A 15,482-nucleotide genomic window follows, 5' to 3' on the forward strand; every position below is an offset into this window, starting at 1 on the left:
CGTTTTGCTTAACACACTGGGGTTTCATTAGGAGTTTCACGATGGAAATGCTGAAGTTTGGTAAATTCGCTGCGCTGGCTCTGGCCATGGCCGTAGCTGTAGGTTGCTCCTCGAAAGGCGGTGACAACGCTGGTGAAGGCGCTGTTGACCCGAACGCTGGCTACGGTGCCAACACTGGCGCTGTCGACGGCTCCCTGAGCGAAGAAGCCGCCCTGCGCGCAATCACCACCTTCTACTTCGAATACGACAGCTCGGATCTGAAGCCAGAAGCCATGCGCTCCCTGGACGTTCACGCCAAGGACCTGAAAGCCAACGGCAACCGCGTTGTTCTGGAAGGCAACACCGACGAGCGCGGCACCCGCGAGTACAACATGGCTCTGGGTGAGCGTCGTGCCAAGGCCGTTCAGCGCTACCTGGTTCTGCAGGGCGTTTCCCCTGCTCAGCTGGAACTGGTTTCCTACGGCGAAGAGCGTCCAGTTGCCACCGGCAACGACGAGCAGTCCTGGGCTCAGAACCGCCGCGTAGAACTGCGTAAGTAAGTTCTTATGCGTATGTGCCGTCGTGCTGTAACCGTCCTCGCACTCAGCCTGCCCCTTTCGGCGTGGGCTGCGGTTCCCGTAGTAGATGACAACGCGGGTGGCTATCCACCTGCGGGTTATGGCACGAGCGGCGCCTATGCCGGAGCAGGGGCTTCGGCCCCTGCTTCTGCAAATGGCCAGCTGTTCATGCAGCTGCAGCAGATGCAGGACCAGATTTCCCGCCAGCAAGGCATCATCGAAGAGTTGCAGAACGATGTGTCGCGCATGAAGCAGGAAAACCTCGAGCGCTACCAGGATCTCGATCGCCGCCTCAGCAGCGGTGCCGCGCCTGCCGCGACTCCAGACAATTCCTCCACCGGTGGCGCGAACAACGCAGCCACGGGTGCCGCTGCCGGCGCCAGCGCCGCGCAGCCACCGGCCGCCAGCAGCGAGCCGGGTGATCCGGCGAAAGAGAAGCTGTATTACGACGCCGCTTTCGACCTGATCAAGCAGAAGGACTTCGACAAGGCCAGCCAGGCCTTCAACGCCTTCCTGCGCAAGTACCCCAACAGCCAGTACGCCGGCAATGCCCAGTACTGGCTCGGCGAGGTCAACCTGGCCAAGGGCGACCTGCAAGGCGCCAGCCAGGCCTTCGCCGAAGTCGGTCAGAAGTACCCGAAACACAGCAAGGTGCCAGATTCGCTGTACAAGCTGGCCGATGTCGAGCGCCGCATGGGCCACACCGACAAGGTCAAGGGCATCCTGCAGCAGGTCATCACCCAGTACCCCGGCACTTCCGCCGCACAACTGGCCCAGCGCGACCTGCAGAAGCTCTGAGCGACCCGTTGATGAAGAAACCCGCGCCTGTCGCGGGTTTTTTCGTTAGAATCACGGCCCTTTTTTCGTAAACACGCTGCCGCGGATAACGCCATGTCGAGTCCGCGACAGTGCCTGACGGAGGCGGACAGCCTGTTCAGCTGTCACGCCCGTGGCGATCATGCAAGACACATTACGCATCACCGAAGTGTTTTACTCGTTGCAGGGTGAAACGCGAACGGCCGGGCTGCCCACGGTTTTCGTGCGCCTGACCGGTTGCCCCCTGCGCTGCCAGTACTGCGACAGTGCCTACGCCTTCAGTGGCGGCACTATTCGCACCCTTGATTCGATCCTCGAGCAGGTCGCCGGCTTCAAGCCGCGCTACGTCTGCGTGACCGGCGGCGAGCCGCTGGCCCAGCCCAACGCGCTGCCGTTGCTGCAGCGCCTGTGCGACGCCGGTTATGACGTGTCGCTGGAAACCAGCGGCGCCCTCGACATCAGTGGCGTCGACACTCGCGTCAGCCGCGTGGTCGACCTCAAGACCCCAGGCTCGGAAGAGTCCCATCGTAACCGCTACGAGAACATCGAGCTGCTGACCGGCAATGACCAGGTCAAGTTCGTCATCTGTTCCCGCGAGGACTACGATTGGGCGGTTTCCAAGCTGATTCAGTACAACCTGGCCGAGCGTGCCGGGGAGGTGCTGTTTTCGCCCAGCCACCATCAGGTGAGCGCCACCGACCTGGCCGACTGGATCGTCGCCGACAACCTGCCCGTGCGTTTCCAGCTGCAGCTGCACAAGCTGCTGTGGAACGACGAACCCGGACGTTGAGGAGCAAGACATGACTGACAAACGCGCGGTAATCCTGTTGTCCGGTGGCCTGGACTCGGCCACCGTGGTGGCCATGGCCAAGGCCGACGGCTACCAGTGCTACACCATGAGTTTCGACTACGGCCAGCGCCATCGCGCCGAGCTCAACGCCGCGGCACGGGTGGCCCGTGACCTGGGCGTGGTCGAACACAAGGTGATCGGCCTGAACCTCGACGGCATCGGTGGCTCGGCCTTGACCGACAGCAGCATCGATGTGCCCGAGGCGCCGAGCGAGGGGATTCCGGTCACCTACGTGCCGGCTCGCAACACCGTGTTCCTGTCCCTGGCCCTGGGCTGGGCGGAGGTGCTCGAAGCCCGTGACATCTTCATCGGTGTCAACGCCGTGGACTATTCCGGTTATCCGGACTGCCGCCCGGAATTCGTCGAAGCCTTCGAGCGCATGGCCAACCTGGCCACCAAGGCGGGTGTGGAGGGGCAGGGCTTCCGCATCCAGGCACCGTTGCAGAACCTGAGCAAGGCACAGATCGTCCAGGCGGGGATCGCCCGTGGCGTGGACTACAGCCTGACCGTTTCCTGCTACCAGGCCGACGACGACGGGCGTGCCTGCGGCAAGTGCGACAGCTGCCGCCTGCGTGCCGACGGCTTCAAGGCGGCCGGCGTAGAGGATCCCACCCGGTATTTCTGAAAAATTTTGCGATGGGGTGTTGATTTCCTCTGAGAAATCAGTAATATACGCGCCATCCAACGGGTCGTTAGCTCAGTTGGTAGAGCAGTTGGCTTTTAACCAATTGGTCGTAGGTTCGAATCCTACACGACCCACCATATGCTGTACGAAAAAGCCCGCCTTCATGGCGGGCTTTTTCATGCCTATCGAAAAGTGGGCTGACTCACCGTCAACGGTTCAGGCGTCGCGCATCGAAGGCATCGCGCGCCTGGTAGGCGGTGTAGGTGGCCTGCGCTGCCACCAGGCCGGCAATCCCGAAGGTGCGGTCGAGGCCGAACTGGCTGAAACCGCTCGGTATCGGCAGGCGGCGGGCGATGGCGTCCGCCAGGACTTCGCCGGCGACCGTGGTCGGTGCCATGCCATGGCCACCGAAACCGACGGCGTGCCAGATGCCGTTGGCGTCCTGGCCGATCTGCGCCATCTGGTGGCGCCCATAGCTCATCAGGCCGCCCCAGGAATATTCCAGCTCAACGTCCTCGAGTTGCGGATAGACGCTCACCAGGTCGGCCTTGAGCAGCTTGGCGATGGCCTGCGGGCCGCGATCAAGGATGGAGATGCGTCCGCCCCAGAGGATCCGGGTGTCTTTCAGCGGGCGGTAGTAATCGAAGGCGAAGCGAGTGTCGTAGATGGCCGACTGGCAGTTGATGGCATCCGGCAGGCGTGCGCCCAATGGCGGTGTGGTCACCACGTAGGTGGCGATCGGCAGCACGGCGCGTTCGATCGGGGCGTAGACGCCGCGGGCATAGCCCCCTGCGGAGAACACCACTTCCTCGGCATGGACTTCGCCCTGGCCGGTGCGCACGATGTAGCCACCGGCCTTCTTCTCGATGCTGGTCACCGGCGACTGCTCAAAGATCGTCACCCCGGCCTGGGTGGCGGCCTGGGCAATGCCGCAGACGTACTTGAGCGGATGGAAGTGGAATGCGTTGCGCTCCAGCAACCCGCCGTAATAGCGCTCGGTCCTGAGCTGTTCCTTCAGGTCGCCGGGTGCGATGTATTCCCAGTCGACGCCATAGGCCTGCTTCATCAGCTGGCGCGGTTTCTCCAGGCGCGACGGGTCGTTGAACCAGTTGGCGAGGATCACGCCCTGGTCGACCAGGTCGCAATCGATGGTGTAGCGGCGGGTGCGCTCGCGGATCAGATCGACGGCGTCGAGTGTCAGCCGATACAACTTGCGTGCCTCGTGGGCGCCCAGGGCCGACAGCAGGTCGGCGTTGCCGAGGCTGTAGCCGCCGAAGACGAAGCCGCCGTTGCGTCCTGAGGCGCCGTGGCCGACGCGTTGCGACTCGAGGAGCGTCACATCGCTCACCCCGCGCTCGGCCAGCCCTATCGCGGTCGACAGTCCGGCCAGGCCGCCACCGAGGATGCACACACGCGTATCGGTGCGTCCGCTTTGAGCGGGATAGAAGGTTCTGCTGGCGGTGGCTTCGTAGTAGGAGTCGAAGGTGCTGTTCATCAGGGTCCCGGAGCAGTGGTGGGCGGACCGGGGCGGGTCCGCCAATGGAGTGTTCAGGCGGGCTGCTGGCTGGCCGCGAGCGCATCGCCGGCGGGCTCTGCCTTGCTGCGTTCGGCCTTGCGCATCTCGATGCTGGAGAAGTCCATTTCCCTGTAGCGCACCACCCTGGAACCTGTGACCAACTTGTGGCCGAACCAGACCACCACGAACAGCACCAGGCCGACGTAGGTGGCGAAGGCGCCGATCCAGTCGATCTGCCCGCCGATGAATGCCTGGTAGTTCTGCCCGAGCATCACCACCATGCACAGGCCGAAGGCGAACAGCGGGCCGAATGGGAAGTACTTCGACACGTACGGCAGTTTCGCCAGGTCGTTGCCGTGGAACAGGTAGCCGCGGCGGAAGCGGTAATGGCTGATCGCGATGCCCAGCCAGGCGATGAAGCCGAGCATGCCGGAGGTGTTGAGCAGCCACAGGTAGAGCTTGCCGGGGCTGAACAGGAAGCTCAGCAGGCACAGGCCGGCGACCGCGGCGGTGGCCAGCAGCGCCCAGACCGGCGTGCCGCTGCGGGTGACCCGGGCGAAGATGGCCGGCGCCTTGCGCTCCAGCGCCAGGCTGTAGAGCATGCGCGAGGAGGCGTACATGCCTGAGTTGCCGGCAGACAGTACCGAGGTCAGGATCACTGCGTTCATCACGGCGGCGGCGGCGAGCATGTCGGCCTTGGCGAAGATCAGGGTGAACGGGCTGATGGTGACGTCAGACAGGCCATCCTTGAGCAGTCGTGGATCGGTGTAGGGGATCAGCAGGCCGATCACGACGATGGTGAGCACGTAGAACAGCAGGATGCGCCAGAAGATCTGGCGCACGGCCTTGGGAATGTTGCGCCCCGGGTTTTCCGTTTCGCCGGCGGCGATGCCGACGAACTCGGTGCCCTGGAACGAGAAGCCGACGATCATCGCCACGCCGATCAGCGCCGGCAGGCCGCCGGCGATGGGCGCGTCGCCGATCTGCCAGAGGTGGGCGCCGCCGTCCTGGCCGCCTTCGAGGATGCCCATGAGCATCAGTACGCCCACGGCGATGAAGATGATGATGGTGATGACCTTGATCAGGGCGAACCAGAATTCCGCCTCGCCGAAGAAGCGCACCGAGGCGACGTTGAGGGCGAACAGCAGCACCAGGAAGGCCGCGCTCCAGATCACCCCGGGCGTGTCCGGGAACCAGTAGAGCATGATGATCTGCACGGCCACCAGGTCCACGGCGATGGTCACGGCCCAGGAGTACCAGTAGTTCCAGCCCAGGGCGAAGCCGAAGCTTTCTTCCACGTAGCGCGAGGCGTAGGTGGAGAACGAGCCGCTGACCGGCATGCACGCGGCCATTTCACCGAGGCTGGTCATCAGGAAGTAGACCATCAGGCCGATCACCGCGAAGGCCAGCAGCGCGCCGCCGGGGCCGGACTGGGCGATGGTGGCGCCGGAGGAGACGAACAGGCCGGTGCCGATGGAGCCGCCGATGGCGATCATGTTCAGGTGGCGGCTGGTAAGGGTGCGTTTGAGGTGTCCGGAAGGCGGGGTTGCGGCAGTCAAACTTGCGTTGTTGTTCGAATGGGTCATGGGCAACCTATTGGATCTGCATTCGGGTGAGTTGTTGTTTTTGTTGTGATCTGACCACTTCCAGTTGCAGGTGACGGGCGCGGTTTGGGCGCCGGTCGGCCGGCGGCTTCTCCAGTGCCGCGGCGCTCGCGATTGCATTGATTGAAATCAGTATTGGCGTTGAAAGGCGTTCTCAACAAACGACAATTAGTTGCTACATCATTCCATTTTGGAATGTTTAATTTCGTCGTTTTGTTCATGTGCCCAAGCGGGTATTCGCACGCATTCATCTGAGTTTCCAGTATTTGCTGAGATGCAGTGACGTCATTCTGAAGTGGAATATTGTCGTTTTGTATTTGTCATGAAATGTACGAAACAATATGGCGGAAATTTATTCATCATTGATGCAACAAAAAACCGATATCTGAGAGACCAGATATCGGTTTTGGGGGCGTGTCCCTTCAAGCGGAGGGATTGGTATGAGGGGCAGCCTTGTCGCGGGCTGTCAGCCTTCGTCAGGGCGAACCGTGCCGCTGCTGGCGGTCCGCTGTTCCTGCTTCACTCGGGTGCCGGGCAGGTTGTCGAACTCGTGCAGCCCGTTTTTCGCGTACGGGTCGCCGATCCAGCGTGGGCTGGCGGTGAACGCTTCGTTGACCAGGCTTTTGGCCGGCTCGTAGCGGTCGTAGCTCAGGCCCGCCAGGTCGGACAGGGTGTGGATCAGGTGTGCGCTGCTGTAGGGGCGGTTGACCATCGACTGCAGGTCGCGCGGGTGCGCCGCCTGCCAGCTGGGCGAGGTCCAGAGCAGGAAGGGGATGGTGTACATCGGCCGGGTCGGGTTGGCCTCGTTGCGGCCGAGGCGATCATGATTGCCTGAACTGTAGACGTCCTCGCCATGGTCGGAGAGGTACAGCAGGAAGCCGTTCGGTGTGCTGGCCGAATAGCGCTTGATCAGGTCGGACACGACGAAATCGTTGTAGCGCACGGCGTTGTCATAGAAGTTGTAGGTCTGTACCTGGTCGGGAGACAGCGCCGCCGGCGCGCCGGTGTTGTCCTTGAAGTGGTCGAAGCCGGCCGGATAGCGGTAGCGGTAATCCATGTGCGTGCCGAGCAGGTGAACGATGATCAGCTTCTTGCTGGCCGGGTCCTGCAGGGCCTTTTCGAAAGGCTCCAGCACCACGCTGTCGTACTGGCTGGCGTTCTGGTTGCGCTGGTTGTTCAGGTAGACCGGCACGTCCGTCTGCTGCGAGAAGGTGGTGAGCATGGTGTTGCGCTTGGTCATCGTCTGCTGGTTGGTGATCCAGAAGGTCTTGTAGCCAGCCTGTTTCATCAGGTTGATCAGCGACGGATCGGTGAGGAAACGGTCAGGGTGCTGTTGATCGCCGAAGGTGAGGATCTGCTGCATCACTTCGATGGTGTACGGGCGTGGTGAGACGACGTTGCGGAACACGGTGAGGCCCTTGTCGCGGGCGGCCAGGGCATCGAGGTTCGGCGTGGTGTCACGGTCGTAGCCGTACAGGTGCATGTGCTCGCGGGTGGTGGACTCGCCCAGTACCAGCACAAGTGTGCGTGGCGCGTCGCCGCTGTTGTCCTTGAGGTCCTGCAACGGCGGCAGGGCGGCGTTCTGCTCCAGTAGGGCCTGCATGTTGTCCAGCTGCTGGCGGTACTGCCGGTAGCCGACCACCAGTTGCCAGGGCACTGCGGCCGCCATGCGCTGCTCGACCTTTTCCCGGGCGTCGGCGAAGCTGCGTTGCTGGGAGACCATCTGCTTGTAGAACGGGTAGCCCAGGGTTGCCGTCAGTAGCACGGCGACCACCGGCAAGCGGCTGTACCGTGGCAGGGTGACCGGGCGGATGCGCCGCCACAGCAGCACGGCGATCGCGCTGTAGAGTAGCAGCCCCAGGCACAGCCAGACGCTGAAGTACTGGCTGAAGTATTCCCCGGCTTCGGCGGTGTTGGACTCGAACATCACGAAGATGACGCTTTGCGAGAACTCCTGGCGGTAGATGCCGAAATAGCTCAGGCCGACCAGCGAGCTGGCCCACAACACCAGCCCGATCAGGGCGGCGAGGGGGCGGGTCAGGCGCGGCAGCAGCAGTACTGGGGCCAGCCACAGGCTGCTGAGGAACAGGGCGTCGCGAAAGCCGGCGAAGCCGGTGGTGCCGCTGAACAACAGCAGGGCCTGGGTGATGCCGGAGAAGTACCAGAAGAACAGCAGGAGCCAGCCGAGGCCGGGCCAGTCGATGGATTTGCGGGCGGGGGGAGTTGTACGGGACACGTATGCCTCAGAGAGCGGTTGCCTGCCGGATTGGTTGGCAGGCGACGCTAAAGGGGGCCGCGTGAAAAGATCGTTAACAATTCATGAAAGTCCCGGAGAGACCGACGAGTGAGATGCGAGTAACTTGCTCTTGTTGTTCGTTCTTGTTGTTCGCTCTCGTTGTTGCTGTTTGCTTTTGCTTCTAAACGCGCGGTAGATCAGGCAACACCAATTGCGACTTCAGGAGGCCGAGCGGAGTTCTTGCGAAGGGAGGTGACGGGCATGGATGCCCGTCAAGCGCTGCGCCCCAGGATGGGGCGTTCAGCGCGGTCCTCCCGGGAGCAAGAACGGAGCGAGGGGACCCCGGAGCGAAGCGTAGGGGCCGGATGAATGGAGCGAGGATTTTTTGGTTCCTTAATGAGATGGTCACCCCGGCACCCTGCGAGGCGTACGCTTTCGCAGGGTGTTTTTTCTTCGGAGACCGTCATCATGAGCACCGTGACACTGATCGGCATCGACATCGGCAAACATACCTTCCACCTGCATGCCCAGGACAAGTTCGGCAAAGAGGTATCGCGCAAGAAGTGCTCAAGGCTGCAGATGATGCGGTTTCTGGCCAATCATCCTCCCTGCACGGTGGTGATGGAGGCCTGTGCCGGTTCGCACTATCTGGCTCGAGAACTCACGGCGATGGGGCATGAAGCCAAGCTGATCTCGCCTCAGTTTGTTAAGCCTTTCGTCAAGAGCAACAAAAACGACTTCGTTGATGCGCAAGCCATCTGCGAAGCTGCTTCCCGGCCTTCCATGCGCTTTGTGACGCCAAAATCGCCTGAGCAGCAAACGCTCTCTGTTTCTCATCGGATGCGTGAATCATTGATCCGCGACCGAACCAAGACGGTGAACCAGATGCATGGGTTCCTGCTCGAATTCGGCGTCAGCCTGCCGACCGGACTGGCAGTGGTCAAACGCCTCGCTTCTGTGCTTGAAGAGCACGACTTGCCTGTACGTCTTGTCGCATTGTTGCAGCGGCTACATGAGCATTTCGTCTACCTGAGCGAGCAGATCAAGTTGTTGGACGAAGAGCTGGTGAGCCAGCTGACTGACGATGATCTGGGTAGTCGTTTGCTGAGTATTCCGTGTGTCGGACCGATCACCGCCAGCCTGCTGGCTGTGGAAATGGGCGATGGCCAGCAATACGGCAGTAGCCGGGACTTTGCGGCCTCTGTAGGTCTGGTGCCCCGTCAGTACAGTACCGGTGGCAGACAGAATTTGCTGGGGATTAGCAAGCGCGGCGACAAGAACCTTCGACGCTTGCTGGTGCAATGCGCACGGGTTTACCTGATGCGTTTGAAGTACCAGAAAGGCCCATTAGCCGATTGGGTGCGCTCACTGCTCGCTCGACGTCACTCCAACGTGGTGGCCTGCGCGTTGGCCAACAAACTGGCACGCATCGCTTGGGCCATTACCACTCGGCACACGCAATATAAAACGGAGCCAGGCGCCATGAACGCCTGACCCCGTAGTGCTGCACCGTGTTTCACCATCAGGTTTTGCGATAGCTGTACAACAGATGAAACAAACGGCCGATCGGCCTGACGATGATCCTGGGATCAAAAATGGCTCTTGGAAGCCGCTTACTTTTTAAGGATTGTCAGGTGCGAACGCTCATCGTGGCGCGGGCGGATACGAGCCCATCAGACGCCGGATAGATTTACGCAAGCCATCCATTTCATCTGATGAACAGTATTGCAGAAAACGGGGTGACCATAGATTTTGATCCTTCAAAAAGGGACCCGCCGTAAGGGCGGAAAGGTGACTATGCGTCACCATCGCAAATGAATGCGCATATAAATTTCAAAACTCATGCTCTAAAAGTCAAAGTCAAAGTCAAAGTCAAAGTCAAATGCGGTCGGCGTCGGTTTTAATAGTTGTAAGTGCATTCATTTGCGATGTCGACGCATAGTCACCTTTTCGCCCTTACGGCCATCCCTTTCAAGGTCTTCGGTAGAATCCACTGAAATCCAGTCAGGAAGACCCGAACGATGTGGGCTGATGTACTAGCGCGATTCGAGAAAAAAGCACCCGCCAGCGTAATGGCCAAACTTGCCTTGGAGCAGGCCATTGCGCCGGAGTGGGTCGATCAGGTTTTCGAGGAGCACCGGCAACGGCAGTATTCTCGCGAATTGCTGTTCTCGACCATCGTCAAGCTGATGTCGCTTGTTTCTCTGGGCTTGAAGCCATCCTTACATGCTGCCGCGAGACAACTAGACGACCTTCCCGTCAGTCTGGCGGCCCTTTACGACAAGATCAGTCGAACCGAACCTGCCCTGTTGCGTGCTCTGGTGACAGGCTGTGCGCAGCGCTTGGCGCCGACAATCCATGAGTTGGGCTATTCAGCCATGCTTCCTGATTGGCAAGTTCGGATAGTCGATGGAAGCCACCTGGCCTCCACCGAAAAGCGTCTTGGTGCGTTGCGCCAAGAGCGTGGGGCGGCTCGCCCCGGGTTCTCGGTAGTGGTCTACGATCCCGATCTGGATCAGGTGATCGACCTCCAACCGTGTGAAGACGCCTACGCAAGTGAGCGCGTCTGTGTCTTGCCGTTACTGGCTCAAGCAAAGGCCAATCAGGTCTGGGTCGCTGATCGCCTCTACTGCACGCTGCCTGTCATGGAGGCGTGCGAACAGGTGAGCACATCATTTGTCATTCGCCAGCAAGCCAAACATCCCCGCTTGATCCAAGAAGGTGAGTGGCAAGCACCGATGCCGGTAGCAACAGGCACAGTGCGCGAGCAATCCATCGAAGTAAAAGGCGGGCACTGCTGGCGACGTGTCGAGTTGACACTTCATTCGCCAAACGACTCAGGTGATAACAGCTTGATGTTCTGGAGCAATCTGCCCGAGAGCATCAGTGCACAACAAATCGCAGACTTCTATCGCCGTCGCTGGAGCATCGAAGGGATGTTTCAGCGACTGGAAGCGATTCTGGAAAGTGAAATTGAAACCCTTGGCAGCCCGCGAGCTGCCTTGCTTGGCTTCACCACTGCCGTTCTGGCATACAACGTTCTGGCCTTGCTCAAACGTAGTGTTGAGCAGGCCCATCGGGATGCCTTGCCCGATAATTGGGAAGCCTCGATCTATCACTTGGCGGTGCAGATCAGAGGGGGTTACGAAGGCATGCAGATTGCCCTGCCATCCGAGTACATGCCAGTTGTACCGATAGACAAACTGGCCCAGCGCCTGCTGGAGCTAGCCAGAAACATCCAGCCCAAACAGGTCGTGAAAAGTCCACGAGGCCCCAAGGTGCCCAAAGCGAAGGCCTGGGTGCAAGGTACGGCTGTGCATGCCCACGTTTCGACGGATCGGGTCATCAAGGCCGCTAAAACCAAAAGACCTTGAAAGGGATGGCCCTTACGGCGAGTTCCTTTTTGAAGGATCAAAAAGGAACCAAAAAATCCTCGCTCCATTCATCCGGCCCTACGCTTCGCTCCGGGTCCCCTCACTCCGGCCTTGCTCCCGGGAGGACCGCGCTGCAGGGCCCATCCTGGGCCCCAGCGCTTGACGGGCATCCATGCCCGTCACCTCCCTCCGCAAGTCCTGCGTTCGGCCTCCTGAAGTCGCGAAGGTACGGGCGGCGCCTGGGCTGGCGTAGCTATCGCTCGTGGGGAGGGGGTTAGCCTTGCGATCAAGATCAAGATCAAGATCAAGATCAAGATCAAGATCAAGATCAAGATCAAGATCAAGATCAAGCAACGGCTACACCCGGAACTGCTCCATCAACACCTGCTGTTGGTTGGCCAGGCGGTTCAGCGCCTGGCTGATCCTCGCCGACTCATCGGCCTGTCCGGCCAGCGACTCGGTCACATCACGTATCCCCGCCACGTTACGGTTGACCTCCTCGGCCACGGCGCTCTGTTCCTCGGCCGCCGAGGCGATCTGCAGGTTCATGTCGGTGATCACCGCCACCGCCTCACCGATCCGCTGCAGCGCCGGCAGCGTCTGCTCCATCTGCGCGGCGCTGTCCTGGGCCTGGCGCTGGCCGGCGTGCATCGCGCCGACCACGTCCTGGGTGCCTTGCTGCAGCCCCTCGATCACCTGGCGGATCTCCTCCACCGACACCTGCGTACGCTGGGCCAGGTTGCGCACCTCGTCGGCGACCACTGCGAAACCACGCCCGGCTTCACCAGCGCGGGCGGCCTCGATGGCGGCGTTGAGTGCCAGCAGGTTGGTCTGCTCGGCGATGGCACGGATCACCTCGAGCACCGAGCCGATCTGCTCGCCGCGGCTTTCCAGGGCCCGGGCCTCGTCCATGGCCGCGTCCATGCCACCGGCCAGCTCGCCGATCGCCTCGCGGGTGGCGGCCACCCGCGCCAGGCCATCACGGGTCGCCTGGTCGGCGCCGCGTGCGGCTTGCGCTGCCTGGGCGGCATTGTGGGCGACGTCGTGGGCAGTGGCGCTCATCTCGTTGGCGGCGGTGGCCACCTGCTCGATCTCGCGGTGCTGTTGCTGCATGCCGTCACTGGTCTGGCTGGCGATCAGCGCCGACTGGTCGGCCGTACCACGGGCCTCCTGCAGGGAACCCTTGAGCTGGGCGATCACCGGCTGGAGCTTGTCGAGGAAACGGTTGAACCAGCCGGTCAGCTGGCCCAGTTCGTCGTCGCGGGCGTAGTCCAGGCGCCGGGTCAGGTCGCCTTCGCCGCTGGCGATGTCCTTCAGGCGGGCGGCCACGGCCAGGATCGGCCGGGTCACGCCACGGGCGGTCAGCCACACCAGCAGCAGCCCCAGCACGGCGGCGCCCAGGCCAATCAGCAGGCTGACCAGGTTGGCGCTCTGGTTCTGACTGTCCAGGCGCTGGTTGAGGGCGACGGCGGGAGCCTGCAGCACCTGCTCGGGCAGCTCAAGCAGGACCTGCCACGGCGCCGCGCCGGGGATTGGGGCGAAAGGGCGGGAAATGCGCATGGTGCCATCGTCCAGACGCTCGACCGCCTGGCCGGCGCGCAGCGGGCCGGCCAGCGCGGTGGCGCTGGCGCCGAAGGCCTGCTCCACGGTCTTGCTCAGCTGGTTGGCGTCCTGGCTGTGGCCGGCGAGCAGGCCCGAAGGGCTGACGATGCTGACCTGGCCCTGGCCATCGAACAGCTCCTGGCGGCCGGCCAGGCTCAGTTGCTGCAGATTGTCCAGGCCGATGTCCAGGCCGACCACGCCCACCACCTTGCCGTTTTCCAGCAGCGGCAGGGCGATGCTGGTCATCAGTACCTGGTGGCCGTTGACCTCGTCGAAGTACGGGTCGAGCACACAGGCCTTGGCGGTCTCAAGCGGGCAGGTCAGCCAGCGGTTGTAGGGCGAACCGTTGGCGCCGATGCTGGTGTCGGCGAGCATCGACTCGGGCATCGCCTCCACCTCGAGGTTGCCGGTGCTGGGCTGCGACCAGTACAGGGAGAAGCGGCCGCTGTCGTTGCTGCCGTTGTCGACCTGGCCGGCGAAGCGGGCGTCCTGTTGGTCCAGGGCGTTGGGCTGGAACACCAGGTACAGGCCGATCAGGTCGGCGTTGCCGGCCAGGGCGGTGCGCGCCTCGCGGCTGAGGTCGGCGCGCAGGTCGGCGCCGCCACGGGCCTTGAGTGCCTGTACCAGGCGGGCGAAGCCGTTGCCGTACTGGTAGGCGTCCATGAAGTAGCGCTGGATGCGCAGGGCCTGGGTCTCGCCGTGGGCCTGCAGGCGCAGGCGGGCGCTGTGGTCGAGCAGCTCGGTGTTGGCCTGGAACACCTGCTCGGCGCTGCGCCGGGCCTGGGTGAGCGAGGTGGCCACCAGCAGGGCGACGATGGCCAGCAGGCAGAGGCCGGCAAGCAGGGTGATCTTCCACTGGATGGAGAGACGGCGCAGCAACATGGGCTTTTCCTTCTCGGGCAAACAGGACGCCCGCGGTCAGGCGGGCGTCGGCGGGGTCAGTCGGCGATGCAGTTCGGTGGCGCGACCCTGAAGGCCTTGGTCAGCCAGGCCAGGTAGAGCACGCCAAGCAGGGCCCAGACACCGCCGAACAACAACGAGTGTTCGTTCAGGTCCAGCCACAGCGAGACGATGATGCAGAAGCCTATCGTCGGCGCCACCAGATACTTGAGGTTGTTCGTCAGGCCCTTGTTGCGGCCTTCGCGGATATAGCAGTGGTTGATCACCGAGAGGTTGACGAAGCTGAACGCCACCAGCGCGCCGAAGTTGATCACCGAGGTGGCGGTGACCAGGTCGAAGAAGATCGCCGATAGCGAGATCAGGCCGACCACGGCGATGTTCAGCACCGGGGTCTTGTAGCGCGGGTGCAGGCGGGCAAATACCCCGGCCGGGATCACGTTGTCGCGGCCCATCACGTACAGCAGGCGCGACACACTGGTCTGCGAGGCCAGGCCCGAGGCGATGGTGTTGATCACCGTGCAGGCGATGAAGATCGACTGGAACAGCTTGCCGCCGACATACAGGGCGATTTCCGGCAGGGCCGCTTCCTGGTCATGGAAGCGCGCCATGGTGGGGAAGTAGGCCTGGATGAAGTAGGACACGCCGATGAACACCACGCCGCCGATCAGCGCGGTGAGGAAGATCGCTCGTGGGATGGTCTTGCCCGGGTCGCGGGTCTCTTCCGACAGGCAGGTCACCGCGTCGAAGCCCAGGAACGAGAAGCACAGGATGGTCGCGCCGGCGGCCAGGGCGGCGAACTGGGTCTGGTCGTCGGCGAACGGCACCAGGCTCCAGGCGGTGCCCAGCCCCTCGCCGTGGTCCAGGCCACGCCAGCACAGGTAGATGAACACGCCGATGATCGCCACCTGCACGGCGACGAACAGCAGGTTGAAGTGCGCCACCAGGTTGACGCTGCGCATGTTGATCAGGCTGATCAGGGTGACGAAACCGGCCACCCACACCCAGGCCGGCACCTCGGGGAACATCGCCGACAGGTAGAGCTTGGCCAGCAGCGCGTTGACCATGGGCAGCAGCAGGTAGTCCAGCAGGGATGACCAGCCCACCAGGAAGCCCACGTGCGGATTGATGGCACGCTGGGTGTAGGTATAGGCCGAGCCCGATTGCGGGAAGCGCCGCACCAGGGTGCCGTAGCTCACGGCTGTGAACAGGATGCCGGCCAGGGCCAGGAGGTAGGCGCTGGGCACGTGTCCGGCGGTGATGCCGGAGACGATGCCGAAGGTGTCGAACACGGTCATCGGGGTGAGGTAGGCCAGGCCGATGATCACCACATGCCAGAGACGCAGGGACTTGCGGAACTGGGCGTCAGGCTGCATGGCGTGCCTCCTCTGGGGGGCAGACGGAG

The 15,482-nt window shown here is 62.4% G+C and carries 11 protein-coding genes, 1 tRNA gene and 1 pseudogene; 7 read left to right on the plus strand and 6 right to left on the minus strand.

What is annotated here, in order from left to right:
* Nucleotides 1-41: 41 nt before the first annotated feature.
* The 5 genes from pal to K2O50_RS06390 all read left to right on the plus strand — a co-directional run bounded on the left by pal (nt 42) and on the right by K2O50_RS06390 (nt 2,985).
* Nucleotides 42-539: a peptidoglycan-associated lipoprotein Pal gene (gene pal, locus K2O50_RS06370; RefSeq protein ID WP_028690581.1), complete on the plus strand. Its 498-nt coding sequence runs from the start codon at nt 42-44 to the stop codon at nt 537-539.
* A gap of 6 nt (nt 540-545) precedes the next feature.
* Nucleotides 546-1,355 carry a tol-pal system protein YbgF gene (gene ybgF, locus K2O50_RS06375; RefSeq protein ID WP_050704480.1) on the plus strand — a complete coding sequence of 270 codons (810 nt, stop codon included), beginning with the start codon at nt 546-548 and terminating at the stop codon, nt 1,353-1,355.
* Nucleotides 1,356-1,515: 160 nt separating this feature from the next.
* On the plus strand, nt 1,516-2,163 hold the full coding sequence (gene queE, locus K2O50_RS06380; RefSeq protein ID WP_050704519.1) for a 7-carboxy-7-deazaguanine synthase QueE: 648 nt from the start codon (nt 1,516-1,518) through the stop codon (nt 2,161-2,163).
* A 10-nt stretch (nt 2,164-2,173) separates the two neighbouring features.
* Nucleotides 2,174-2,848: a 7-cyano-7-deazaguanine synthase QueC gene (gene queC, locus K2O50_RS06385; RefSeq protein WP_050704481.1), complete on the plus strand. Its 675-nt coding sequence runs from the start codon at nt 2,174-2,176 to the stop codon at nt 2,846-2,848.
* Between the two features lie 61 nt (nt 2,849-2,909).
* Nucleotides 2,910-2,985: transfer RNA gene (locus K2O50_RS06390), tRNA-Lys, on the plus strand.
* A 71-nt stretch (nt 2,986-3,056) separates the two neighbouring features.
* On the opposite strand, the gene K2O50_RS06395 is transcribed toward K2O50_RS06390, so the two are convergent.
* The 3 genes from K2O50_RS06395 to K2O50_RS06405 all read right to left on the minus strand — a co-directional run bounded on the left by K2O50_RS06395 (nt 3,057) and on the right by K2O50_RS06405 (nt 8,204).
* The gene (locus K2O50_RS06395; RefSeq protein ID WP_050705284.1) at nt 3,057-4,343 is read right to left on the minus strand and encodes an FAD-binding oxidoreductase; all 1,287 of its coding nucleotides are present in this window, start codon (nt 4,341-4,343) and stop codon (nt 3,057-3,059) included.
* 53 nt (nt 4,344-4,396) lie between these two features.
* Complete coding sequence (locus tag K2O50_RS06400; RefSeq protein WP_050705285.1) at nt 4,397-5,950, minus strand: amino acid permease; 1,554 nt, start codon at nt 5,948-5,950, stop codon at nt 4,397-4,399.
* A 484-nt stretch (nt 5,951-6,434) separates the two neighbouring features.
* Entirely contained in the window at nt 6,435-8,204 is a 1,770-nt protein-coding gene (locus K2O50_RS06405; protein WP_050705286.1) for a phosphoethanolamine transferase CptA, read from the minus strand.
* A 468-nt stretch (nt 8,205-8,672) separates the two neighbouring features.
* Between K2O50_RS06405 and K2O50_RS06410 the strand changes: the two genes are divergently transcribed.
* Both K2O50_RS06410 and K2O50_RS06415 read left to right on the plus strand, forming a co-directional pair.
* The gene (locus K2O50_RS06410; RefSeq protein ID WP_050707629.1) at nt 8,673-9,698 is read left to right on the plus strand and encodes an IS110 family transposase; all 1,026 of its coding nucleotides are present in this window, start codon (nt 8,673-8,675) and stop codon (nt 9,696-9,698) included.
* Nucleotides 9,699-10,276: 578 nt separating this feature from the next.
* Entirely contained in the window at nt 10,277-11,578 is a 1,302-nt protein-coding gene (locus K2O50_RS06415; RefSeq protein ID WP_050707627.1) for an IS4 family transposase, read from the plus strand.
* 357 nt (nt 11,579-11,935) lie between these two features.
* Here the strand turns inward: K2O50_RS06415 and K2O50_RS26855 are convergent, their stop codons facing one another.
* From K2O50_RS26855 to K2O50_RS06425, 3 genes and pseudogenes are all read right to left on the minus strand, one after another.
* Nucleotides 11,936-12,691: a methyl-accepting chemotaxis protein gene (locus K2O50_RS26855; RefSeq protein WP_371263126.1), complete on the minus strand. Its 756-nt coding sequence runs from the start codon at nt 12,689-12,691 to the stop codon at nt 11,936-11,938.
* A gap of 150 nt (nt 12,692-12,841) precedes the next feature.
* Nucleotides 12,842-14,062, minus strand: a pseudogene (locus tag K2O50_RS26860) (chemotaxis protein); the annotation flags it as partial.
* Nucleotides 14,063-14,118: 56 nt separating this feature from the next.
* Nucleotides 14,119-15,453, minus strand: a complete 1,335-nt coding sequence (locus K2O50_RS06425; protein WP_050704275.1) for an APC family permease — start codon at nt 15,451-15,453, stop codon at nt 14,119-14,121.
* Nucleotides 15,454-15,482 lie beyond the last annotated feature (29 nt).

The sequence above is a fragment of the Pseudomonas sp. 2hn genome (genome assembly GCF_019646095.1).
Lineage (GTDB): Bacteria > Pseudomonadota > Gammaproteobacteria > Pseudomonadales > Pseudomonadaceae > Aquipseudomonas > Aquipseudomonas peradeniyensis.